Annotated in this window: 16 protein-coding genes and 3 tRNA genes; 8 read left to right on the top strand and 11 right to left on the bottom strand. The window is 51.5% G+C overall.

Translation table 11 applies throughout. From position 1 onward, the window contains the following. The coding region (locus B2R29_RS12880; RefSeq protein WP_301181433.1) for an OmpA family protein at window positions 1-2,971 on the top strand (2,971 nt) is incomplete at its 5' end. A gap of 158 nt (window positions 2,972-3,129) precedes the next feature. Further along, window positions 3,130-7,086, top strand: coding sequence for an OmpA family protein (locus B2R29_RS12885; protein ID WP_301181434.1), 3,957 nt, complete (start codon window positions 3,130-3,132; stop codon window positions 7,084-7,086). A gap of 25 nt (window positions 7,087-7,111) precedes the next feature. Here B2R29_RS12885 and B2R29_RS12890 read toward each other — a convergent pair whose 3' ends face one another. Further along, window positions 7,112-8,575, bottom strand: coding sequence for a leucyl aminopeptidase (locus tag B2R29_RS12890; RefSeq protein ID WP_301181435.1), 1,464 nt, complete (start codon window positions 8,573-8,575; stop codon window positions 7,112-7,114). A gap of 207 nt (window positions 8,576-8,782) precedes the next feature. Between B2R29_RS12890 and lptF the strand changes: the two genes are divergently transcribed. Both lptF and lptG read left to right on the top strand, forming a co-directional pair. Continuing rightward, entirely contained in the window at window positions 8,783-9,853 is a 1,071-nt protein-coding gene (gene lptF, locus B2R29_RS12895; protein ID WP_301181436.1) for an LPS export ABC transporter permease LptF, read from the top strand. Next, window positions 9,850-10,914, top strand: a complete 1,065-nt coding sequence (gene lptG, locus B2R29_RS12900; RefSeq protein ID WP_301181437.1) for an LPS export ABC transporter permease LptG — start codon at window positions 9,850-9,852, stop codon at window positions 10,912-10,914. Before lptF ends, lptG begins: the two co-directional genes overlap by 4 nt. 6 nt (window positions 10,915-10,920) lie before the next feature. Here the strand turns inward: lptG and B2R29_RS12905 are convergent, their stop codons facing one another. Further along, the gene (locus B2R29_RS12905) at window positions 10,921-11,436 is read right to left on the bottom strand and encodes an RDD family protein (RefSeq protein ID WP_301181438.1); all 516 of its coding nucleotides are present in this window, start codon (window positions 11,434-11,436) and stop codon (window positions 10,921-10,923) included. Between the two features lie 32 nt (window positions 11,437-11,468). Between B2R29_RS12905 and pdxH the strand changes: the two genes are divergently transcribed. Further along, window positions 11,469-12,107 (top strand): pyridoxamine 5'-phosphate oxidase, encoded by a 639-nt coding sequence (gene pdxH / locus B2R29_RS12910; RefSeq protein ID WP_301181439.1) that lies wholly within the window; start codon window positions 11,469-11,471, stop codon window positions 12,105-12,107. 24 nt (window positions 12,108-12,131) lie between these two features. Here the strand turns inward: pdxH and B2R29_RS12915 are convergent, their stop codons facing one another. The 4 genes from B2R29_RS12915 to cysD all read right to left on the bottom strand — a co-directional run bounded on the left by B2R29_RS12915 (window position 12,132) and on the right by cysD (window position 16,014). After that, on the bottom strand, window positions 12,132-13,049 hold the full coding sequence (locus tag B2R29_RS12915) for a fructosamine kinase family protein (RefSeq protein ID WP_301181440.1): 918 nt from the start codon (window positions 13,047-13,049) through the stop codon (window positions 12,132-12,134). Between the two features lie 175 nt (window positions 13,050-13,224). Then, window positions 13,225-13,301 (bottom strand) — tRNA-Met (locus tag B2R29_RS12920). Window positions 13,302-13,495: 194 nt separating this feature from the next. Further along, window positions 13,496-15,106, bottom strand: a complete 1,611-nt coding sequence (gene cysN / locus B2R29_RS12925) for a sulfate adenylyltransferase subunit CysN (protein WP_301181441.1) — start codon at window positions 15,104-15,106, stop codon at window positions 13,496-13,498. Further along, window positions 15,106-16,014 carry a sulfate adenylyltransferase subunit CysD gene (gene cysD, locus B2R29_RS12930; RefSeq protein ID WP_301181442.1) on the bottom strand — a complete coding sequence of 303 codons (909 nt, stop codon included), beginning with the start codon at window positions 16,012-16,014 and terminating at the stop codon, window positions 15,106-15,108. Before cysD ends, cysN begins: the two co-directional genes overlap by 1 nt. A 154-nt stretch (window positions 16,015-16,168) precedes the next feature. On the opposite strand from cysD, the gene B2R29_RS12935 reads away from it, so the two are divergent. Beyond that, window positions 16,169-16,807 carry an alpha/beta hydrolase gene (locus B2R29_RS12935; protein ID WP_301181443.1) on the top strand — a complete coding sequence of 213 codons (639 nt, stop codon included), beginning with the start codon at window positions 16,169-16,171 and terminating at the stop codon, window positions 16,805-16,807. Window positions 16,808-16,920: 113 nt separating this feature from the next. Next, a complete protein-coding gene (gene zapE, locus B2R29_RS12940) occupies window positions 16,921-18,036 on the top strand; it encodes a cell division protein ZapE (RefSeq protein ID WP_301181444.1) in 1,116 nt (371 codons plus the stop codon). Here the strand turns inward: zapE and B2R29_RS12945 are convergent, their stop codons facing one another. Together B2R29_RS12945 and B2R29_RS12950 are read right to left on the bottom strand one after the other, a co-directional pair. Next, entirely contained in the window at window positions 18,037-18,870 is an 834-nt protein-coding gene (locus tag B2R29_RS12945) for an SDR family oxidoreductase (protein ID WP_301181445.1), read from the bottom strand. A gap of 29 nt (window positions 18,871-18,899) precedes the next feature. After that, window positions 18,900-19,421 (bottom strand): TlpA family protein disulfide reductase, encoded by a 522-nt coding sequence (locus tag B2R29_RS12950; RefSeq protein ID WP_301181446.1) that lies wholly within the window; start codon window positions 19,419-19,421, stop codon window positions 18,900-18,902. Window positions 19,422-19,586: 165 nt separating this feature from the next. Here B2R29_RS12950 and B2R29_RS12955 point away from each other — a divergent pair, with 165 nt between their 5' ends. Then, window positions 19,587-21,566 carry a sensor domain-containing diguanylate cyclase gene (locus B2R29_RS12955; protein ID WP_301181447.1) on the top strand — a complete coding sequence of 660 codons (1,980 nt, stop codon included), beginning with the start codon at window positions 19,587-19,589 and terminating at the stop codon, window positions 21,564-21,566. A 42-nt stretch (window positions 21,567-21,608) separates the two neighbouring features. Here the strand turns inward: B2R29_RS12955 and B2R29_RS12960 are convergent, their stop codons facing one another. From B2R29_RS12960 to B2R29_RS12970, 3 genes are all read right to left on the bottom strand, one after another. Then, window positions 21,609-23,174 carry a methyl-accepting chemotaxis protein gene (locus tag B2R29_RS12960; protein WP_301181448.1) on the bottom strand — a complete coding sequence of 522 codons (1,566 nt, stop codon included), beginning with the start codon at window positions 23,172-23,174 and terminating at the stop codon, window positions 21,609-21,611. A gap of 266 nt (window positions 23,175-23,440) precedes the next feature. Then, window positions 23,441-23,527 (bottom strand) — tRNA-Leu (locus B2R29_RS12965). 58 nt (window positions 23,528-23,585) lie between these two features. Continuing rightward, window positions 23,586-23,672 (bottom strand) — tRNA-Leu (locus B2R29_RS12970). Window positions 23,673-23,791: the final 119 nt, after the last annotated feature.

A 23,791-nucleotide genomic window follows, 5' to 3' on the forward strand; every position in this document is an offset into this window, starting at 1 on the left:
CGAAACCGAAGTTGCGGCTGGCACTGATCCTCTTGATCCAAACGATGTTGGTAACGACAACGACGGAGACGGGGTACCTGACAACATCGATAATGACGACGATAACGACGGCGTAAACGATGATGAAGATGACTTCCCGAACGATCCGAATGAAGACACGGATACCGATGGGGATGGCACAGGTAACAACGCAGATACCGACGATGATAACGACGGTTACAACGACCAGGATGAGATTGACAGCGGTACTGATCCTCTGGATGAGAATGATACTCCAGCGGATAACGATGGTGACGGTGTGTCAGATGTTAACGACGATGATGATGACAACGACGGTGTGAATGACGAAGACGACGCTTTCCCGAACGATCCGAATGAAGATACGGATACAGACGGCGATGGCGTTGGCAATAACGCCGATAACGATGATGATGGTGATGGCTACTCTGACGACGACGAGAATCAGAATGGTAGTGACCCACTTGATCCGAACGATGTCCCTGCAGACAACGACGGTGACGGCATCTCTGATGTTAACGATGACGACGATGATAACGACGGCATTTCTGACGAAGACGAGGAGAATCTCGGTACAGATCCGAAGAATCCCGACTCCGATGGCGATGGTGTAGATGACGGCACTGAAATTGGTGATACCAACAACCCTTCTGATGAAGATGGGGACGGCACTCCAGATGCTCTGGACAGCACGAATGACAGTGATAGCGATGGTCTCTCAAACTACCTCGAAACTCTGATCGGATCAGATCCAGAGGCGCGTGACAGCGATGGTGACAGCTATCGTGATCATGAAGAGATCGCTGTTGTGCTCACCGGTGAAGACATCGATGACGACGGTATTGACGATGCGCTGGACGCCAGTGTTATCGGAGCGCCAGACGAGAATGGTGACGGCGTAGCTGACTTCGCGATTGTCGATGTCGATGGAGATGGCATACCTAACCTGTTAGACACAGACAGTGATAACGATGGTATTGATGACATCAATGAGACGCTGGCAGATGCGGATGGTGATGGTATTCCAGACCTCGTAGACCCTGTGACTGCTGTTGGTGGTGGCGACAGTGATGGTGATTTCATCCCTGATGCGATTGAGTGCTGCTACGACACAGACCGTGATGGTCAGCCTGATTACATGCAGACCGACACCGACAGTGACTTTATCGATGACGTTATTGAAGCTGGTATCAGTGGCAACGATACCGATCTGGATGGCTACGACGATACCTATGACGCAGATATAGATGGCGACGGTAATGTTGATAATGGTCCTGACGGGAACCTCGATGGTATTAACGACTTCTGGCAGCCAATCGACTCTGATGGCGATGGCCTCGCCGATTATCGTGATACCGACAGCGACAATGATGGTATACCTGATGAAGAAGAGTCTGGTTATGGCGCCTTCCCGGATCGCGATACCGACGGTGATGGTATCCCGGACCGCGTAGATGGCGACAACGGTGATACCGGCACCTCAGGCGGGGACAGTGATGGCGACGGCATCAGTGACGAAGACGAGTGTTCTGCGGGTTATCCGAGCTGTGAAGACAGCGATGGTGACGGAACTCCAGATTACCTTGATGACACTGACGACAGCATTGACCAGGCGCCGGGTAATACCGATACCGATAATGACGGGCTGACGGATGAGGATGAAGCTGAGCGCGGCACTGATCCGAACAATGCAGACTCAGACAACGATGGTGTGTCTGATGGCGATGAGGTGGCTGCCGGTTCAGATCCTCTTAACCCTGACTCTGATGGAGATGGCATTGAAGATGGTAAAGAGAACACTGACAGCAATGACAACGGTGTGGTTGATAGCAATGAAGGCTATCTGCGGACATCAACAGGATCGGGGTCTATGAGCCTGCTCTGGGTGGTTGCTGCACTTCTCCTTGTCCGCCGTCGGCATCTGGCGCTGCTGCTTGCAGTCGCGTCTTTGCCAGCGGCCGCGGTAGAAGCCGATAAAGAGCGCCTGTATGTACTGGGTTCGCTGGAGTACTCACGCTTTGCCCCTATCACTGAAGGTGGTGGTATCAGAATCACCGACCGTCATGATTGGGGTGCAGGTCTTGGCTTGGGGTACGACCTGTTGGATGAGTTGGCAGTAGAGTTTTCTTACGCGACAAAAGGCGAGCTGGAGGCAGCAACCGCAGGCAGTGACGTGGGTATTGAGTACGATGCTGCGGTTCTGTCCGCGAAGTGGTTTCCTGCAATCTGGAAGGAAAATGAGCGCTACGCCGGAGACTGGCCAGAGAAGTTCAACTGGTATCTGACTGGTGGTGTGTCACACCTCAATACTTCAGGCGATGCTCTCTCTGAGAGTGAGAACTCGATGAACATAATGTACGGCGCGGGTGTGACTTACGGTCTGACGCCTAAGCTTCAACTCCGTGGTTCTTTAGATCGGATCTCGGGGGATGTTCTGACGTATGGTCTGAGTCTGATCTGGTATCCGTTCGCGTCTGAGAATCGATCATGGAAGCGTGAATCTCAGGTGATCGAAGAAGCTGCATTGCCGGTTTACGCACCTGTTGATGTTGCCGTACCTTCTGCGCAACCAGTCGTTGTGATTGAACCTACCGCTGCAGGTAAAGAAGAGGTGTGTCAGGTTGAGCGTTCAAGGGCGGATGTACTGTTCGCTTATGATTCATCCCGCCTGAGTTCTGAGTTTGATGAAAGTCTTGATATGGCAGCAGAAGATTTCTTCTCGTGTCCTGATCTTGAAATCACTCTGATTGGCTATACAGACAGTCGCGGCTCCAAGCGCTATAACGAAGCGCTGGCTCTGAAACGAGCAGAGTCTGTAGCGCAGTACCTAATGGAGCGGGGCGTGCCTTCAAACCGAATCGTTAAAATTTCACGAGGTGTTGATGCCTCCAGAGGTCTGAGCGAAGACGAGAAGCGCCGTGTTGAACTCTATTTTGGCGACCACTCTGAGTGAGTAAACACCCGTAAATCATATGTAAGCCCTCAGGTTACACATTGTAATCTGGGGGCTGTCTTTTTAAGATACATCCTTACCGCCACGGTTGTCGGCAATTAACAATAATAACGGTCGGCTGACAGCTCCCCACGCGTGGAAGGTACGGAGATAATTGTATGAAGCTGTTTCAATGGTCGACTGCCTCTCTGCTGTCGGTACTATGCACTTTTTCTGTGTCAGTTCAGGCCGCGCCGGGTGGTGTATCCTTCAATGATGCTGGCCTTTGGTTAAAGTCGGATGATGCCGGCGATATCGCCGTTGCCTGGAAAGATAATTCCGGCGCCTCAAATAATGTCGAAGTGCGTGTAACCGGTTCTGCGGCACCGTGGGCACTGAGCGCAGCGGATGCAGAACACAACTTCCATCCCTACACCACGGGTTACCAGAATAATCGCCTGTTTCATGATACGGATGCCTCGTTGGTGGAAGAGGGTGACAATGTCACACCGCTCACCATGATTGCTGTCACCCGTTTGAACAGCCTTCCTGATACCGACAGTGTTGCTCGGATTATGGGTCTGGCCAACAGCAGTCTACCGGAAGCCGCTGAGCCCGGTTTATCGGTAGCGGGGGATGATTCAGACTACGCAGGCCGTTTACAGCTCAGCTTTGAGTCGGAGTTTTCAGCCTGGCCAGATTATCTCTATAGCTCTCCCATTCCATTATCAGAAAGCGTGATCAACTTTGCGGTGGTTGGTGGTTCGAATAATACCGATGTCACACTTGGTTATAATGATACTCAGGCTTTCAGCGTCGCTGATGAGCCCGTTGTAACCCGGGGGGACACTATATCTATTGGTTATGGCACACGATTCGCCGAGAGCGCGCAACCGTTCAACGGCGATATCATGGAAGTGATCTGGTATGCCGATGAGTTGAGCGAAAATCAACTGCAGCGTGTGCACAGCTACCTGGCCGTAAAACACGGAATCGGGCTGTCAGGTGACTACCTGGCTTCGGACAATACCGTGGTCTGGCAGTCGACGGTCGATTCAGCTTATAACACCGACGTCTTTGGTCTTGGGCGTGATGATACGAGTGGCCTGAACCAGCTCATTTCCAGGTCGGTCAGATCTCCTGAATTAACGGTTTCTACGACCACTGATTTTGCTTCCGGTAATAATATTGCTCGTCCGGTTTTGGGTGCTGACCGCTCTTTCGCTTTGATGGGGCATAACGGCGGTGCGGTTTCTTTCTCGAACGCTGATATTTCCGGGTCATATTCCTATCGCTCGGAGCGCGTCTGGCTTTATCAGGCAAGCAACCTTATCGCGCCACTTGCGATGAAATTTGATCTGCCGGTACTTGCACCGGGAACGCGGGTTTATCTGGTCCGTCGCAATGCTGATGATGACTTCTCTGAGGAGGCTGTGCGTGTCGGAGAAGTGAATCGTTCTACGGGGGAAATTGCAGGGGTCGAACTGACGACCGGTGATTATTTTACGCTGGCGATCACACTGGATTCTGATGAAGACGGCGTGATCGATCCAGAGGATGCCTTCCCGAATGACCCGACGGAAACAGAAGATACCGACGGCGACGGCATTGGTGACAACGCAGACACAGATGATGACGGTGATGGTTATACCGATGCTGATGAGACAATTGCAGGTTCTGATCCGAAGGACGATAGCAGTATTCCGGCAGACAATGATAACGACGGTGTATCGGATGTCACTGATACCGACGATGATAACGACGGGTTGAGCGACAGTGATGAGGCTCTGGTAGGTACTGACCCGGAAAACCCTGATACCGACAACGATGGTGTGCTTGATGGCCCTGAAGTGGGCAGTGACGCCAGCAACCCTCGGGATGAAAATGGCGATGGTATTGCCGATGTTTTCACGCCAACCAATGATTCTGATCAGGATGGCCTGTCGAATTACGTCGAACGCCTGATCGGTTCAGATCCTGCGCGTCGTGATTCAGATGGCGATGATTTCCGTGATGATGAAGAGCTGGCAGTCGCTCTGTCAGGTCGCGACTCTGATAATGATGGCATAGATGACGCAATGGACGCAGACAGCACGGGGGCACCCGATAGTGATGGAGATGGCGTCGCCGACTTTGCCCTTCTGGATACCGATAATAACGGCACACCGGATTTGCTTGATACAGACAGTGACGCTGATGGCATCGATGACCTCTCCGAAACGTTGAATGATGCCGATGGCGATGGAATCGCCGATGTCCGTGACCCCGTTAATTCACTGGGTGGCGGTGATAGCGATACTGATGCCTTGCCTGATGTTTATGAATGCTGCGGTGATGCGGATCAGGACGGCGTACCCAACTATATGCAGTCAGACAGCGATTCTGATTCGATTCATGATGGTTATGAGGCAGGCATTGTCAGCCCGGCCGATGATGATGGCGATGGTTATGACAACCGCTACGATGCCGACATAAATGGAGATGGCGTTGTGGATAACGGACCGGATGTTAACGATGACGGTCTGCGAGACGATTGGATGCCGCTTGATACCGATGGCGATGGCCTCCCGGATTACGCTGATACCGATAGTGATAACGATGGTGTCAGCGATGAAGATGAAACTTTGTTTGGCAGCGCACTCACTGATGACGCAGACGGTGACGGTATTCCATCCCAGGTCGATGCATCTCAGGGAGAGAACGGCGGTGATAGTGACAGCGACGGGCTTAGCGATTCAGAGGAGTGTCCTGAAGGTTATCCATACTGCCGTGACACAGACAGTAATGGCACGCCGGACTATATGTCAGTGGACAGTGACGGCGATGGTATTCTCGATGCTGAAGATCCGGATACAGCGCCTGGTGGTGGTGACTCTGATGGTGATGGTGTAGGCGATGCTGAAGAGTGCCCTGTGGCTGGCGAATGTCCGGATTCCGACGGCGATGGCATTCCGGACTACCTCGATGATGATACCCAGTATCAAGCACCTGATGTGGATGAAGACGATGGAAGCGAAGGTGGTGATCAGGCTCCTGAAGCACCAGAAACTCTATCAGATCATATGACTTCTTCGACTGGTGTCGGCGCTTTCTCAATGCTTTGGGGGATGCTTGCTCTTCTGTTAATTCGTCGCCGTTCAATCGCGCTGATCCTTTCTTTAAGCACCATGGTGGCCCTGCCTGCAACTGCGGCTGAGTTATCGAAAGAACGTCTTTATATAACGGGCAGTGCAGAATATTCGCGTTTCAGCCCAGAGACCGAAGGCAGTGTTTACACCGTCTCTGACCGGCACGACTGGGGTGTGAGCCTCGGTGCGGGCTATGACTTGTTTGACCAGTGGGCTCTTGAGTTTGATTTCAGTCAGAAGGGCGAACTCCAGGCGCTGAGAGATAATGCGGTGGAGAATTCTGAATACAGCTTTGCCGCTGCCACTGTCGCCTGGTACCCATCCATCTGGTATTCCAACCGTCGATACGACGACACTTGGCCTCACAAATTGAATTGGTTTATCTCCAGTGGCGTCAGCCGTATGTTTGTTTCCGGTAGTGCCGATAACGAACTGGAAAACTCGGTAAACCTGTCTCTTGGAGGCGGTGTGACTTACGGTTTGTCGTCGGGCGTTGAACTGAAAGCAACTGCAGAAAGGCTATCGGGCGATGTGTTCAGTTGGGGCCTGGGCCTCAGTTGGTACCCATATGCACCCGCCAGTCGCGGTCAGGCTGGTCGTAGCTATGATCCGGATGAAGCGCGCACGCCTTTATATCAGCCATATCAGGTGGCCAGCCAACGAGTAGCCAGAACTCATGTTGCAGATTGTGGGCTTCAATTAAAAAATGCTCAGGTTGAGTTTTCTGAGAGTTCGTACCTGTTGCAACGCGAGTACTTCCCTCGTCTTGATGAAATCAGCGACGATTTCTTCAAGTGCCCTGGGGTAACGTTAGTGGTTGTGGGGACAGGTGAGCAGGCTGGTCTGGATCAGGACTCGCGTCGTGATGATCTGGCTTATCAGCGCGCACGCGCCGTTTACCAATATCTTGTAAGACGGGGAGTGCCATCGAATCGGGTTGTGATTTCAACCCGCCCGATGGACGACGCGGCATCTGAGCACCGCGCTGAGGTATTCTTCGCCCGCTAATGCGGGCGAAAAGTCAGCTCTGAAATCAGCTTACTTTATTTAACAGATAGGTGGTAAGCAGGGGAACAGGACGTCCTGTTGCACCTTTGCTTGTGCCATCACCGCCCCATGCTGGTCCGGCAATATCGACGTGAGCCCAGCGGGTTCCCTCGGTAAAGCGTGAGAGGAAGCACGCAGCAGTTGTCGCTCCCGCGAGAGGGCCGCCAATGTTAGCGATATCTGCAAAGTTACTGTCGAGCAGTGACTGGTAATCGTCTTCCAGCGGTAAACGCCAGACGCGGTCGCCGGAGTAAGCGCCTGCAGTATTCAGCTCAGTAGCCAGTTCTTCATCGGTGGTAAACAAGCCAGAATTCACCTTCCCGAGAGCCGCCATACAAGCGCCGGTCAGGGTGGCAACATCCACACAGGTGGCTGGCTTGTAGTCACGAATACCCAGAGTCAGCGCATCACATAACACCAGTCGGCCTTCGGCGTCGGTATTAAGAATTTCGACGGTCTGCCCGGACAGTGTTGTCACAACGTCGCCCGGCTTGCTAGCGTCGCCTGCTGGCATATTTTCAGCGCTGGTAATGATAGCAACCACGTTGATGGCCGGTTTCAGCTCGGCGATTGTTTTCATGGTGCCCAAAACAGATGCGGCGCCGCACATGTCGTACTTCATCTCGTCCATCTTGGCACCCGGCTTCAGGCTGATGCCGCCGGTATCAAAGGTGATACCTTTGCCCACAATCATGTGAGGCGCTTCTTTGCCTGCACCTTTGTATTCCATGATAATCAGCTTGCCGGGTTCAGAAGAGCCTTTGGCAACGGAATAGAAAGCGCCCGCGCCCATCTCTTCCATTTCTTTCTCGTCGTAGACCTTGCAGCTAAAGCCCGCAGCGTCGGACAGCTTCTGAGCTTCGTCTGCCAGATAGGTCGGAGTGCAGATGTTGGGTGGCATATTGCCGAGTTCTTTGGCGTAAGACGTACCCAGACCTTTAGCATCGGCGACGGTCAGAGCTGTTTTGACGTCTTCACCAATCCAGACGAGAGTGTCCAGTGCGGGTGATGGTTCTTTCCCTGGCAGAGTGGCGATGAACTTGTATTGCGCAGCGTGAACCGCGAGTACGATCTGCTCGGCCCACCAGGCCTGTGGTCGGCTGTCGGTGGCCAGGGCAGAGACATCAACGGCGGCGGTTCCGGTTTTTCCTGCAATAGCTTTGCCGATTGTACTGGCGATTTTGTTAGCATCGACAGCATTAAGATTCTCTTTACCGCTACCGGCAATGACGGTGCGGTTGGCTTGAGTATTGGCCAGCGAATACAGGGTGAGAGAGCTGCCAGCACTCCCCGTGACATCTTTTGCGCTGATTCGAGCCTGGATAGCTCCACCCGAGGCAGAATCTATTTTTTCGGCAGAGGCAGAGAGCTCACCGTTATCGTTAATTGTGACGACGAGAGTATCTGCAGGAAGTTCTGCAGGGTTACCGGTGAAAATCTGAAAATCCATCGTGGCTCCTTAGGGGGCTGGTTCGGTCATATTCGATGTAGCGAAATAACATGTTCCATCTAAGTGTGCGGCCAGACCGGGAAAATACAAGTAGCTGGGGTAACGGAAGCTGAAAAAAACAGTACAATGCTGCCTTGTGGATCTCTCTGATTGACCCGGCAGCTGCGACAGAGAGGTAACTACCCGACGAAACAGGTGCGACACCGTTTGATCTTATTTCGATATTTATCACGTGAGTTACTCGGCACAATGGCCGCAGTCACTATCGTTCTACTCATGATTATGATGAGCGGCAGGCTTATCAATCAGCTTGCGTCAGCCGCTGCCGGTGAAATACCTCTGGAAGTCGTTTTTTTTACGCTGCTTCTGAGAATGCCGTCGTTTCTTGAAATGATCCTGCCCATGGCCCTGTTCATCTCGGTATTGCTGGCGTATGGGCGCATGTATTCCGAGAATGAAATGAGTGTGCTTTCAGCAACCGGTTTTTCTGATCGTCGCTTGTTGCTCTTCACTATGGTTCCGGGTGCTGCGGTCATGTTGATCGTGGGATCTTTTTCGCTCTATCTCAGCCCGCTTGGCGCGGAGAAAATGGAAGATCTCTACGAAAAACAAGCCGAAATGACGGAGTTCGAGCTGCTTGCACCGGGTAGATTCCAAAGTATGAAGAAAGGTACACGGGTGACCTATACCGAGTCTCTGTCTGAGAATAAAACGGTGATGAATCAGGTATTCATTGCCGATGGCGATACCTTGATGCTCGCAGAGAAAGGCAGCCAGTACTTCAGCTCAGAAACCGGTTCGCGTTTTCTGGAACTTCATAATGGCAAGCGCTTTGATCTGGCCGCTGATAGTGCAGAATTGCAGGTACTCGAATTTGAACGATATGGCGTGAAGATCGCAGATGAATCGGAAGACCGTCGTAAAGTTCGGAAAGATGCGGTGGCTACTCTTGATCTGTTGTCATCTGAAGACCCCAAGTTTCAGGCGCAGTTGCATTGGCGTCTGTCATTGATTGTGATGGTGCCAGTACTGGTTTTAATCGCTTTTCCTTTGTCCAAAGTTAATCCAAGGCAAGGGCGCTTCGCTCGTATGTTTCCTGCCATTATTCTTTTTATGGTGTACATCTCGTTATTGATTGCCATGCGAGGCATGCTTGAGAAGGAGCGTGTTCCGGCGGTAGCGATCTGGGCATTGCATTTAATCTACCTGATCATCGGGCTGGCGCTTCTGATTGGCCCTGAGATACTCCGACGTCGTCGGGCAGGGAGAGTACTGTGAACCGTCTCGATCGCTATGTTGGTAAAAGCGTTCTGATGGCCACCCTTGTGGTGATTCTGGTTATTGTCGGCCTGGATGCGATTTTTACGCTCGTCGACGAATTGGATCAGCTTAAGGGTGCCTACGGTTTTGTTGAAGCGCTTGAGTTTATGGCGTTACGTCTGCCACGACGTGCTTACGAATATATGCCCATGGCGTGCTTGATTGGTTGTCTTGCGGGGTTAGGTGGGCTTGCAGCAAACAGTGAACTGACGGTGATGCGGGCTGCCGGACTTTCGGTCACCCGAATTATCTGGTCGGTCATCAAGCCAGTTGCTGTATTGATGGTTCTGAGTGTTGCTTTGGCGGAGTATGCGATTCCTACGTTGGAGAGAATGGCTCAGTCTCAGAAGGCGGTGCAACAGGGCAAAGGCGAACTGCTGTCGAATAAAGGCAAGGGCTATTGGCATCGTGAGGGTGACCAATTCATGCGCTTCCGGGCGGTTGAACCCAATGGCGTGTTGCACGGTATTGCCGTTTTTTACTTTTCGCCAGAAAAAGAACTCACCCGTGTTGTGCGTGCCGAGAGGGCGATCTTTCAGCGTAGCCACTGGCAGATGCAGAACGTTCGTGAGCAGCTCATCAGTGACGACCAGAGCAGCGTCACCTCTTACGGCTCTAGGCGTTGGGATTCTGGCCTGACGCCAGAGAGCCTGAGTGTGGTCATGATTGAGCCACGGGATATGTCGATCTCAAACCTCTACGCTTATGCTCAGTATCTGGATGATCAGGACCTGAATGCCGATAACTACTTACTGTCGTTCTGGAAAAAAGTCACGCAACCCCTAAGTACTTTTGCGCTGGTACTACTCGGTGCGGCCTTTATCTTTGGGCCGTTACGTCAGGTGACTGCTGGCTCGCGGATCTTTTCAGGTATTCTGGTCGGTCTGGTGTATAAATACCTTGAAGAGATGTTAGCTCCGGCCAGTATTGTATTGGGCTTTGCGCCCATCATGGCCAGTATTATCCCCATCGTTCTGAGTGCTTTGATCGGTATTTACCTGCTTCGTAAGAGCGGCTGACGAAAGTCAGCTGCCTTTCGGGCGATACACAATACGTGTCAGCGACGCAATGTCATGCCAGGTGCGTTCTTTTTTATCAATTAGCATCCAGAAATACCCCAGCCCAACAATGGCTAATGAGAAAAAGCCAGTCGCACTGCGCAGTATGCAGTGGCTGAGTTTGACGGGGGAGTCGTCATTAGTAATCAGGTAGATATTCCAGGCCTTCATGCCAATGGTCTGACCACCACGGCGCCACGAGTGCATGTAGTACAGAAAGCAGATGGAATAAAAGACAGAGCCGACCATGGCTGGACTCAGGCGAACCATCTCTTCCTGACCTGTCATTGCCGATATAGCCGTAACCAGCAGGCCACCGAGAATGATATAGAGAGCGAGAAGTACCAGCGCATCGTATGCCATGGCTGCAAGGCGGCGAATGAGTGATGCGGTAGGGTAGTTTTGAAGCGACATTGGGGAAATAACCTCTGCAATCTGTTCACTGACGTCGGTCAGGACGCGTCTGGATGGGAATGTTAACATAAGCCCGAGACCAAAATTACAGGAGTCATCTTATGGTGGATCTGTTTGATATCCGTCGTGAATACACGGCTGGACGATTGGATGAAAATACAGCGGCAGAAAATCCTATGACCCAGTTTCATGCGTGGTTTGAGGAGCAAAAAGCCGCATCACCCGATGAGCCAACCATGATGACGGTAGCCTCTTGCGACAGTGAAGGTCAGCCCTGGCAGCGCATTCTTTTGTTAAAGAGTTACGACGAGGATGGGTTTGTATTCTTTACCAATTACACCAGCAATAAGGCCCGCCATTTCGGAGAAAACCCCAAAGCGGCTCTGCACTTTGCCTGGTTGGCTCAAGAGCGACAGGCCATGATCCAGGGCGTCGTCACGAAAATCTCGCGGGAAGAAACGGAAGCCTACTTCCACTCCCGGCCGCGTGAGAGTCAATTAGGCGCCTGGGCCTCAGACCAGAGTGCCCCGCTGGCCAATCGTGCTGAACTCGAGGCCCGTTTTACCAAGCTGAAAAATGAATTTGAAGGGTGCGATATTCCAGTGCCTGATCATTGGGGAGGATACCGGTTGAGCCCTGAGCGTTTCGAATTCTGGCAAGGAGGCGAAGCTCGTCTGCACGACCGACTGGAGTATGTGCGTGATGCTAATGACTGGACAAAACAGCGCCTCAATCCCTGAGCGGTGCTGAATGAATTGGCCAACTCAGAGCCGGCGCATCAAGTCGCGGCTCTGAGTAACGTAATGCCCACCAAAGAGCACTGCATGATTCAGTAAATGAAACAGCTGATAGATGCCGCGTCGTTCTTCATAATCCTCATCAATTTTGCGCACGCTCTGATAGCCCTGATAAAACGCATCGGGGAAACGTCCAAAGAGTTCTGTCATAGCCAGGTCAGCTTCCGCATCGCCGTAGTAACAGGCCGGATCGTAAATTACCGGGAGGGAACCGCGACTGTCAGGAATAAAGCCGATATTGCCCGACCATAGGTCGCCATGTAGAAGAGATGCGTCAGGTTGATGCCCTTTGAGTGCATTTGAACAGGCGTGCAGAACCCGGTCTGCACTGGCGAAAACGTCACCCTGACTTGCGAGCTCACGTACCAGAGGCTTAAGACGCTGCTCTACGAAAAAGTCAGACCAGTTGCTACGCCAGCCATTATTCAGAGGGGTAGAACCACAATAGGTGGTTTTGTTATAGCCGTACCCCAGACTACTCAGGTTACTATGCAGAGTGGCCAGTTCAATACCTGCCTGATGCCAGTCGCCGTGAACCGCGAGCGGCAGGTGGGAGAGCAGGATGTATGAGTGACCATCTACCTCGCCGGTTGCGTAGGGCACAGCCGTCCGGATAGCCTGCGTTCTGGCGATTTCCAGAAGACCCGAAACTTCAGCTGCGAACTGGTCGCTGGCCAGTTCTGAAGCTGGCTGCATCTTAAGAAAGAAGTCGCCAGCCTCTGTGTGAATGACGAACTGCTGCTGTTTACTGTTATTCAGGTGTTGGCAATAGTTCAGTATGTCGCAGGCGCCGACAGGCAGCTTGCGTTGGTCGATTGCATCCGCGAGCAGGCGAGTAAGTGTGTACTCGGGATTACCGTGCGATGCAGTTTGTGGGAGTGGCATAGTCAGACACCATTAATTGAACATATGATCAGTATAAGTTGTTATTTAGACGAGAATGATGATCAGTTCTCAGAATAGCGTAACCGAGGTAAGGTCGTGTGGAGGTTTTGTGTGCGAAAGTAAGCAATCAAAAAAAAGCCCCGTAGCATTGCTGCTTCGGGGCTTTAAGAATTCGTGGTAGCTATGACTGGACTTGAACCAGTGACCCCAGCATTATGAATGCTGTGCTCTAACCAGCTGAGCTACATAGCCACTTCAAACTTCCTTGGTCGCGTGTGCGTCTCAAGTGGCGCGTATTATGCCACTATCTTTCAGCCTGTCAACAGTTTTTCGGTATGAATTTCAACGGCTTACCGGATTTCAGGTGCTGAGCTGCAAATGGACACAAAAAAGCCCGATAGCCCGCCATTGTCTGGCTTGCTACCGGGCTTCTAAAGGCGAGGCAATCAGATGATGCCTTGCTCCTGCAGGTCAGCGATCAGGTTGTCGAGTGACTCCTGATCTGCGGCGAGGCTGATGTCAGCACCATCGGCACCGCCAGCTACCAGAGCAACCAGGCCGTTCGCTTTCAGTACCTGAGCCGTTTCGGCCGTGGCAATACCGGAGACGCGCCCCATTTCATACAGGCGACGATCCAGTGCGTTGACAATGTCTTCCGCATTGGCTGCATTCACCGCAACGATGGCTGGCTTCTGGTTAAAGCGACGGGCTTTTTCGTCCGCCGATACCGGTGAGGTGTTGCTGCCGTCTGCAGCCGCGCCACCGACGATCATGCCTGCACCAATAGTAACGTTGGTCAGGCGGTCAATAATGATGAAAGCGCCAGTGCCTGGAATTTTACTGTAGGTGTCATACGGTACAGCTTTGTCGAGGGATACTTCGACCAGTGCGATTTCGTTCAGCGCTACCTGGTCAGCAGTGCTGTGTTCAAGCGTGTTCACGTCGATCAGGTGGTGGATCTGTGTGAAGGTACCCGAGGTTGAGCTGGATGCGAACTTCAGGTCGTACGGTTTACCGGGCACCATGGCACCTTCGGTCATCCATACAATGTTGGCGTTGAGTCGGCTACCAACGTCTGGCACATCATCAACTTTAACAATGACGTCACCGCGGCTGATGTCGATTTCATCTTCAAGAGTCAGGGTAACGGCCTGACCGACGAAACCTTCATCAAGGTTACCGTCGTAGGTGACGATGCTTTCAACCTTGCTGGTTTTCTGCGATGGCAGGGCCATAACAGTCTCGCCTGGCTTGATGGTACCTGAAGCAATCGTGCCGCAGAATCCACGGAAGTCGAGGTTAGGTCGGTTAACGTACTGAACCGGAAGGCGGAAGTTTTCCAGGTTTTTGTCTTTGGCAACTTCTACAGACTCAAGGATTTCCATGAGAGTCTGACCTTTGAACCAAGGTGCACGCTCAGAGCGGTCAACGACGTTGTCGCCATCCAGTGCGGACATAGGAACAAAGCGAATATCGTCGAGGTTCAGTTTGTTAGCAAAGTCGAGGTAGTCTTCACGGATTTCATTGAAGCGGTCTTCGCTGAAGTCCATCAGGTCCATTTTGTTAATGGCTACAACCACATGCTTGATGCCCAGCAGAGAGGCGATGAAGCTGTGTCGACGGGTCTGGGTCTGAACACCGTAACGGGCATCAATCAGGATGATCGCAAGATCACAGGTTGACGCGCCGGTAGCCATGTTGCGGGTGTACTGCTCGTGTCCCGGGGTGTCAGCAATGATGAACTTACGCTTGGCGGTGGAGAAGTAGCGGTAAGCAACGTCAATGGTAATACCTTGCTCGCGCTCCGCCTGCAGACCATCGACCAGAAGTGCAAGGTCAACTTTTTCACCTGTGGTGCCTGATTTGGCGCTGTCTTTTTCGATTGCCGCCAGCTGATCTTCATAGATCATTTTGGAATCGTGCAGCAGACGGCCGATCAGGGTGGATTTGCCGTCGTCTACGTTACCGCAGGTCAGGAAGCGCAGCATTTGCTTGTTTTCGTGCTGCTTCAGGTACTCAAGGATATCGGAAGCAATCAGATCTGACTGGTGTGACATTAGAAGTACCCCTCCTGTTTTTTCTTCTCCATCGAACCGGATGAATCGTGGTCAATAGCCCGGCCCTGACGTTCAGATGTTGTGGTGAGCAGCATTTCCTGAATGATTTCGGGCAACGTTGCGGCTTCGGACTCCACCGCGCCGGTCAGTGGGTAGCACCCCAGAGTACGGAAGCGGACAGATTTCATTTCTGGCACTTCGCCTTCTTCAAGCGGCATACGGTCGTCGTCGACCATAATCAGCATACCATCGCGTTCAACAACCGGGCGTTTATCTGCGAAATACAGAGGTACCAGCGGAATATCTTCGAGGTAGATGTACTGCCAGATGTCCAGCTCGGTCCAGTTCGACAGTGGGAAAACACGGATGCTTTCACCCTTGTTTACTTTGCCGTTATAGATATTCCACAGTTCTGGACGCTGGTTTTTCGGGTCCCAGCGGTGCTTGCTGTCGCGGAAAGAGTACACGCGCTCTTTTGCACGGGATTTCTCTTCGTCACGACGGGCACCACCGAAGGCAGCATCGAACTTATACTTGTCCAGAGCCTGCTTGAGGGCCTGTGTCTTCATCACGTCAGTGTGCTTCGACGAACCGTGCGTGAATGGACCAATGCCTTGTTCTACGCCTTCCTGGTTGGTGTGAACGATCAGCTCCATGCCAATGTCTTTGGCCATCTTGTCACGGAACTCAATCATTTCCCGGAATTTCCAGGTGGTGTCTACGTGCATCAGAGGAAAAGGCGGCTTACCAGGGTAGAAGGCCTTTCTTGCCAGGTGCAACATTACCGCAGAGTCTTTACCGATAGAGTAAAGCATTACGGGGTTATCGAATTCGGCAGCTACTTCGCGGATGATGTGCATACTCTCCGCTTCTAGCTGTTTCAGGTGGGTCAGATTGTAGTCGGTCATGGTTGGCCTGTTAGCTCTCTGAAAGGTATAAAACCGGCAAAATAAATTTGACGCAAATATACCAAGGAGAGAGGTATATAAAAAGGCACTATTGATAACAAATAGCTATATCAATATCGTGTTCAAATCCATTAATTTCAAAGAGATTAGCGCAATGGGAGCAGAAAGAGTCGTTGGAATCCCCGGTACTGCTGGTGCGCTCGATGCGAGGGTGATGGAAATCGAGGGTGTTAAGACGGGATTAGTGATGTGTCATCCGCACCCTTTATTTTCGGGTACTATGGACAATAAGGTCGTGACCACAGCCGTACGTGCGGCGAAAGGGTTAGGGTTGAATACGCTCAGGTTCAATTTCCGCGGTGTCGGCGATAGTGAGGGGGCCCACGATAATGGCGTCGGAGAGCAGCAGGATGTCGCGTCCGTCGTAACCTATGCCAAAGAAGTACTCGGTTGGGAACGGATTGTTCTCGCTGGGTTCTCGTTTGGTGCCGGAATGGCCTGCCTCTGCGGTTGTGATCATTCTGAAATGATTGGCGGACTGGTTTTGATCGCCCCCGCAGTACACCACTTTGATGCGCCGACCACTCTGCCTCAAGGTATCGAAACCTGGGTTTTAATGGGCGACGCAGACGAAGTCGTGCCCTTTGATGAGGTGGAGAGCTGGGTGCAGTTGGTGGTTCCGCAACCTCATTGGCTGGTTTTCGAAGGTGCGGGTCACTTTTTTCATGGCCGGATCACGGATCTGACATCGACACTGACCGAAGAGTTGTCGGTGTTCATTGATTCGCACTAGCGTTGAGCTGGGAGAATGTTCAGTAAGGCAAGTCATTGAAAGGTGCTCTATTTGCACTTTTGTGGCCTGAGCGGTAAATTTCGCCCCCCGAAAATCCTTATTGGAGAGTGTCCGTGTCAACCCCGTGGGAACTGTATCAGGCAGATTTGCTGCGCGACGATTTTTCATATGACCCAGCTCAGGAGATGGCGGTTAAGCATCTACAACGTCTTTACGATGACCTTGTGGCGGCCGAACAGCGTCGCGCAAAGCAGGGCGTCTTGGGTAAGTTGTCGAAAAAGCTGAGCCGCTCTAAGCCAGAACCAGAGAAGGGGATCTACTTCTGGGGAGGCGTCGGTCGCGGTAAAACGTACCTCGTTGACACTTTCTATGATGCGCTACCATTCAAGCGCAAGATGCGCACGCACTTTCACCGTTTTATGCAGCGTGTGCACGGTGACCTGACCAAACTTGCCGGTGCAAAGAACCCACTTACCGTCGTCGCTGACCAGATTGCCGAAGAAGCTCGGGTTATCTGCTTTGACGAGTTCTTCGTGTCTGATATCGGTGATGCCATGATCCTGGGCGGGCTGATGCAGGAGCTGTTTGACCGCGGCGTCACTCTGGTAGCGACATCGAATATTGTGCCAGATGGCCTCTATAAAGATGGCCTACAGCGGGATCGTTTTGTTCCGGCCATCAAGTTGCTCAATCAGTTTACGGAGGTGGTGAACGTCGACAGTGGCGTGGATTACCGTCTGCGGACACTCGAACAGGCGGAGTTGTATCATCACCCGCTGGACTCTGAGGCGAACTCCAGTCTGGAGAAAAGCTTTCAGGGCCTTATTGCCGACCCGCGTCATGTTGAAGCAAACTCTAGTGTTGAGATTCTTGGACGGAAGATACCGGCGAAGGCCGTATGTGATGACATTGCATGGTTTGATTTTTATGCGCTTTGCGATGGTCCACGCTCGCAAAATGATTACATCGAACTGGGTAAGCTTTTTCATGCGGTTATCGTTTCGGATGTGCCAGCGATGGGGTCTAAGAACGATGACCTGGCGCGTCGTTTTATTAACTTGATCGACGAGTTTTATGACCGCGGTGTGAAAGTCATTATGTCTGCGGATGCGCCTATTCCGGACATCTACAGCACCGGAAAACTCGAGTTTGAATTTCAGCGCACGACATCACGTATGCTGGAAATGCAGTCTCACGAGTACCTGGCTCGTGAGCACCGCCCGGACTGATCAGCCCTTCAACCGGTCAAGCCCAAACTTACGGCTGAGTATCCGGTCAAGAAGTCGCAAGGGTAGCCAGCGCTTCATCAGAGGTAACGCTGTGCTGCCATTGCCTATTCTTAGCTCAGGGGCGGGGCTCCCCTGAATTCTCAGTAACATTTCTTTGGCAAATGCTTCCGCCGTCGTTGGGTTTTGTTGAGAAGCCACAGCACGCTCTCGTATTTTATCTTCTACGGATTTAAACAATGAGTCAGGCTTTAGAAGGTCACTGACTCCGGCCAGGGAATTATCTCCAAAACTTGATTGAATCGCCCCTGGCTGAACTGTGATGACTTCGATGCCAAATGGCGCAAGCTCCATACGCATGGCATCGCTCAGCGAGTGTAAGGCGGCCTTGGTTGCGCAGTAGGCACCTGAAAAAGGGGTGGTCAGAATGCCAGAAACTGAGCCGATGTTAATGACCTGAGCGGTATCCGAGGCACGTAACATGGATAGCGCTTCGCTTGTGACGCTGACAGGCGCCAGTACATTGGTCTCAAACTGGCGCATAAGGTTTTCTCTCGACAACTCAGTGACTGGGCCCATGGCAGCATAGCCGGCGTTGTTAATCAGTAAATCGATGTGGCCGATACGCTCCCGTATTTCGCTGAAAACAGCTTGAATGGCAGCGTCATCGTTGACATCCAGGGCCATGCGAATGGCATTCTCATGATCGAGGTATTGAAGGTCATCAATATTGCGGGCTGTGGCTACCACGGTATCGCCCCGAGCGATACAAGCACGGGCGAGGGCACGTCCGATACCTGTTGAGCAACCGGTAATAAATACGTTTCTCTCGCTCATGTGCTCTCCTGATCTTTCTTTATCGGTGATTACTGGTCCGCTTCTGCTGCCTTGAGCAGTGACAGGACTTCGCTACGGATACTGGTCATATCCTTGGGGTTAAAACCAACGTGCTGGCTGTGCAGCTTTCCTTCATGATCAATCAGATAGGCCGTTGGCATACCTCTTAATTGGTATGTTGCGGCAGTAGCCTGGTCGTCGAACAGGGTGGGGTAGTCAACCGGGTACTCAGCCAGAAAGCGAAGCCCCTCTTCACGGGTTTCATCAACATTAAGAGCCAGAACTTCAAAACCACGATCTTTAAGTTCATTCCGGAGTTCGTTGAGTAATGGTAATGATTTTCTGCATGGGCCACACCAGGACGCCCAGAAATCAAGGTAGATGACCTTGCCGCGATACTCTGACAGAGATATCTGACGCGTTTCGTCCAGAGTTGTCAATGTGAACTCTGGCGCATTGACCTGGCTGTCTGCATGGGCCAGTCCAGCAATAGTAATCAACATCAGCGCGACCAGATGTCGGATTGTTGCGGCAAACCTACGAAAGTACATAACGATAACTCATGAATAAATGTAACAGTATTCTGCGTGCTCTGCGTTTGTTTGACAATGCGGGCTTTGCAGCCATCGTCACCCATGTGGGTGGTTTTCGTTTCTGACCCTGCAGGACTGACAGCGTCGTCTACACTGTAAGTAGTATTTGCAGAGGGAACAGGAATGAAAGTACAGAAGCCGCTAATCGCGATGCTGCTGGGATTACTATTGCATTTGGTTGGAATTAACGACGCGTCAGCGCGCGTGGCTTCGATACCCGGTTATTCTCCAGAGACCAATGTGCTTGATGTCGCTGAAGCACAGTCCGGTCAGAATCTTGCCTTTATTACTCGCTATGTTGAGGACACGTCAGGTGACCTGGTCATTGGAGACGAAGAGAGCCTCGGCTGGAAAGCGGCGCGTGAAGACTTATCGTTCGGTTATACCAATTCGGTGTACTGGTTTCGTTTTAAGCTCACGAACTCCGGCCATCGACATCTTAGTCGGTTGATCAGTATTTCTTACCCGGTTCTTGATTATATCGATTTGTATCGCAAGACCAACGAAGGAGAGTGGCAACTAATCAGCCTGGGAGATAAGCAGGAATTCAGTGACCGTCTGTTGCCGCATCGCCACTTTCTGGTTCCTTTCGAGGTTGATCCCGGAGAAATTCAGGAGTGGGTTTTCAGGGTGGAAACATCCAGTTCGATGCAGGTACCGATGACGCTGTGGGATGAACGTGACTTCTTTGTTCATGATCAGAACCAGCTGTTAGGGCTTGGCCTGTATTACGGCATTATGCTGATTATGGTGTTTTATAACCTCTTTGTTTTCTTTTCGGTTAAAGAAGGGAATTATCTTTTCTACGTACTTTATGTCGGCTGTATGGCTGGCTTTCTCGGTAGTTTACAGGGCATTAACTTTCAGTACTTGTGGCCATCTGCAATCCACTGGAATGATCAGAGCATTATCGTGCTACTATCCGGCGTCATTATTTTTGCCGGTATTTTTACCCGGAAGTTTCTGTACCTTCATACCGACCAATCCTTCTTTAATAAATTGATTGGACTGCTGATTCTTATATGTATTGGCATCGTGTTTCTAAGTAATCTGGTCGCTTATCACACATTAATACGCGTGCTTATTGTAGTAGCCATTTTAGCCATGATCGGTGCTATTGTGCTTGGCGTGAGGCGTTGGGCTGAGGGCTTTGTTGCCGCGCGCTACTACACCATTGCATGGATCAGTTTCTTACTAGGTGGCATCGTACTGGCGCTCAATAAGTTCAATATTATCCCGAGAAACTTTTTTACTGAGAATTCACTTCAGATTGGCTCGGCTATGGAGGTGATTTTGCTGTCGTTTGCGCTGGCCGACCGCCTGAATCAGGAAAAGCGTGAACGCTATGAAGCTCAGATCAGTGCATTGGAGCACGAAAAATTAGCACGTAAAGCTCAGACGGAAGCCCTTGATCAGGAACGTAACGCGCGTAAAGCTCAGGAGAAAGCATTAGAGCATGAGCGAGCCGCGCGGGAAGCTCAGGAGAAGGCTTTAGATATTCAGAAGAGAGCCACTGAAACACTCGAAATGCGGGTGCGTGAGAGAACGCTGGAACTCGAAAATGTGAACGAGCAGCTTGAGCGGATGAGTACCACGGACGCACTGACGAATGTCAGGAATCGTCGTTTCTTCGATGACTTCCTCGATCGCGAGTTTGCGTTAGCACGCCACGACAGGGCGAACTTCTCCATACTATTGCTGGATATCGATCACTTTAAACAGGTCAACGATACTTATGGTCATCAGGCGGGGGATGAAATCCTTCGCTGTATTTCAGGTGCTATCAGCGAAACGATTGAGAATAAAGACTCGGTTGCACGCTATGGCGGTGAAGAGTTTGCCGTCGTATTACCGGGGCTCAGTCAGGAGCAGGTTGCCGCGGTAGCCGAGGCGATTCGTCTGTCCATCGAGTCCATCTATCTCGACCGGATTGCTCATGGATTCAGGGTGACCATCAGTATCGGTTGTCATTCGGCGATACCTGAGGATTCTGATAGCCCTGAAGCCTGGTTGTCGAAAGCAGATGAAGCCCTTTATCGTGCGAAAGAAAACGGTCGTAACCGCATTGAGTGTTGGTCAGTTGATGAGGCTCAGGCGGAATAATCATCATCGCCTGAACTTCATCTGCATTTCACAGCGATCATTTTACTGAATGGAGAGCTGGCTGGCATAACCGACCCTGAAGCCACCCCAGTGCTCTCCGTTGACCCAGATGGGCACCGACAGGTCATGCATTATTTCACCGGTATCCCGCTTGTAAGTCTGAAGTAGGAATATACTCTGATTGCTGCCGCAGCGTGACCCGGTACGGTCGTCAAAGATACGTTTGGTGCGATTGTTCACGAGGTCTTTGTGGTAGTCCCCACTCAGTGGTTGAGCGAACTTCTTGTTGTGGGTAGGGAAGTACCCATTGTCATCGACTGCGCCCGCATAGGCGATGAAAGCATTTCGCTGTAAAATCTGTTCCTGAATATCAGGCAGTAACTCATCTGTGAAAGCATCAAAGTCCGTGGAGAACTTTTTAGGGTTGGTTCCGGGGATTTCACGATATTCACGACTGAATAAAGCGTCATGTGTGATCTTCCCACTGGCAATTGCTTCTTCGAATAGACGACCAATAGCCTGAGCAGCATTAAAAGCTTCTGCTTTGACCGTGTTGTGGGGTTCACCTAAATTACCACTGCCGAAAGACTCGAAAATAGTTTCTGCAGATTCCGACAGGCCAGCGGACTTATCGGCGATGGATGCCACTTCGTTTTCTGTTTCCTGATAATGCGCTGATGTCTGTCCGATAATTCCTGAAATATGCTGGATATGCCCAGTGTTATCGTTCATGTTTTCGACCAGTGCATTGACGGCGTGTTGTATGTTGTCGGCACGTTTATTTATTTCGGTCAGATGGTCGTTCAGCTCTCGTGTCATACTGACACCCTCATCGATGACCTTGATCAGGTTGCTACTATTGCCCGCGGCGAGTTTTACTTCCTGATTTATCTGGGTGATGGTGGTGCCAATCTGTTCGGTCGCATCGGATGTTTTTCCTGCCAGAGCCCGTACTTCATCTGCAACTACGGCGAACCCTCGTCCTTGTTCGCCGGCCCGTGCAGCCTCGATCGCCGCGTTAAGAGCCAGAAGGTTGGTCTGTTCGGCAATGTCATTAATGATGCTGGTAACTTTGCTGATGTTTTCAGATTTCGCTTCGAGGTTAGAAATCAACTCTGCATTACTTTGTACCTGGTTTCGGGTCTCTTCCATTTTGGGGATTGTGCGATTGATGGCCTCACTTCCTGCTCGGTTAATTTCCATGGCTTCGTTAGTAGCGCGTGCCGCTTCACGTGTTTGCTCGAGCATTTCTTCCATGGTGTTAGATATGCGATCGGTACTGTGAACGATCTGTTCACTGTCCTTTGCTTCATCGTGTATGCGCTTTTGCAACTTGTCTGCCGCGTATGACATTTCAGCTGCAGAGATGGCGATATGTCCGCCGTTGGCAGCAAGATCTTCCTGAACCTGTCTTGCTGAAGCCAGATAGTTGTTGATGTCTTGCGTGGCGCCGGCCAGCCAGTTCGCTGTTGGCTGAATGTTGTGTCGGTCGCCTTTGATCGAAGACGTCAGATTTGTGATGAGGCGTGTCGTTGGGCGTACTAAGAACCTGTATTGCAGAAAGGTCGTCACGCTGGCAGCGATTGCTGCGCTCAATACGAATGACATTAGCGGTTCAGCTCCTGATCCATGGACCAGGAAGCCGACAATGACGCCGCTGATTAGACCAGCCAATAACGATCCAGCTGCTAAACGTGAACTAGAAACCATAGAGAACTCTCCGCTTTGTCCTCTTTGAAGAATAGTCTATATGGCCTGAAAGGATATGGCTGTGCGTCAGCGGGTGCAGAAAGTCAGGCGAGCATGCCGCCAAAATGGCTGAAAATATCGCTAGTAAAACGGATACAGAGAATTAGAAGAGGGAAACCCTTTGATGGTGCCGAAGGGGAGACTCGAACTCCCACGGGCGTGAGCCCACTGCGACCTGAACACAGCGTGTCTACCAATTCCACCACTTCGGCAAAAGGGTGTGACGAGTGAATCGTCATTCACAGCACCATCAACACGGTAGGTTGTTGATGGTGCCCAGGGGGAGACTCGAACTCCCACGAGCGTAAGCTCACTGCGACCTGAACACAGCGTGTCTACCAATTCCACCACCTGGGCAAACAAGACTCTTCTTACGAAGACTCTTCACTGACCGAAAGATCCGTTGGTACTGAAATATTGGTACCAGAGGCCGGACTCGAACCGGCACACCCGAAGGCGGGGGATTTTGAATCCCC

Origin of the sequence: Thalassolituus sp. UBA3500 (genome assembly GCF_002377545.1) — a bacterium.
Taxonomy (GTDB): Bacteria; Pseudomonadota; Gammaproteobacteria; order Pseudomonadales; family Oceanobacteraceae; genus Thalassolituus.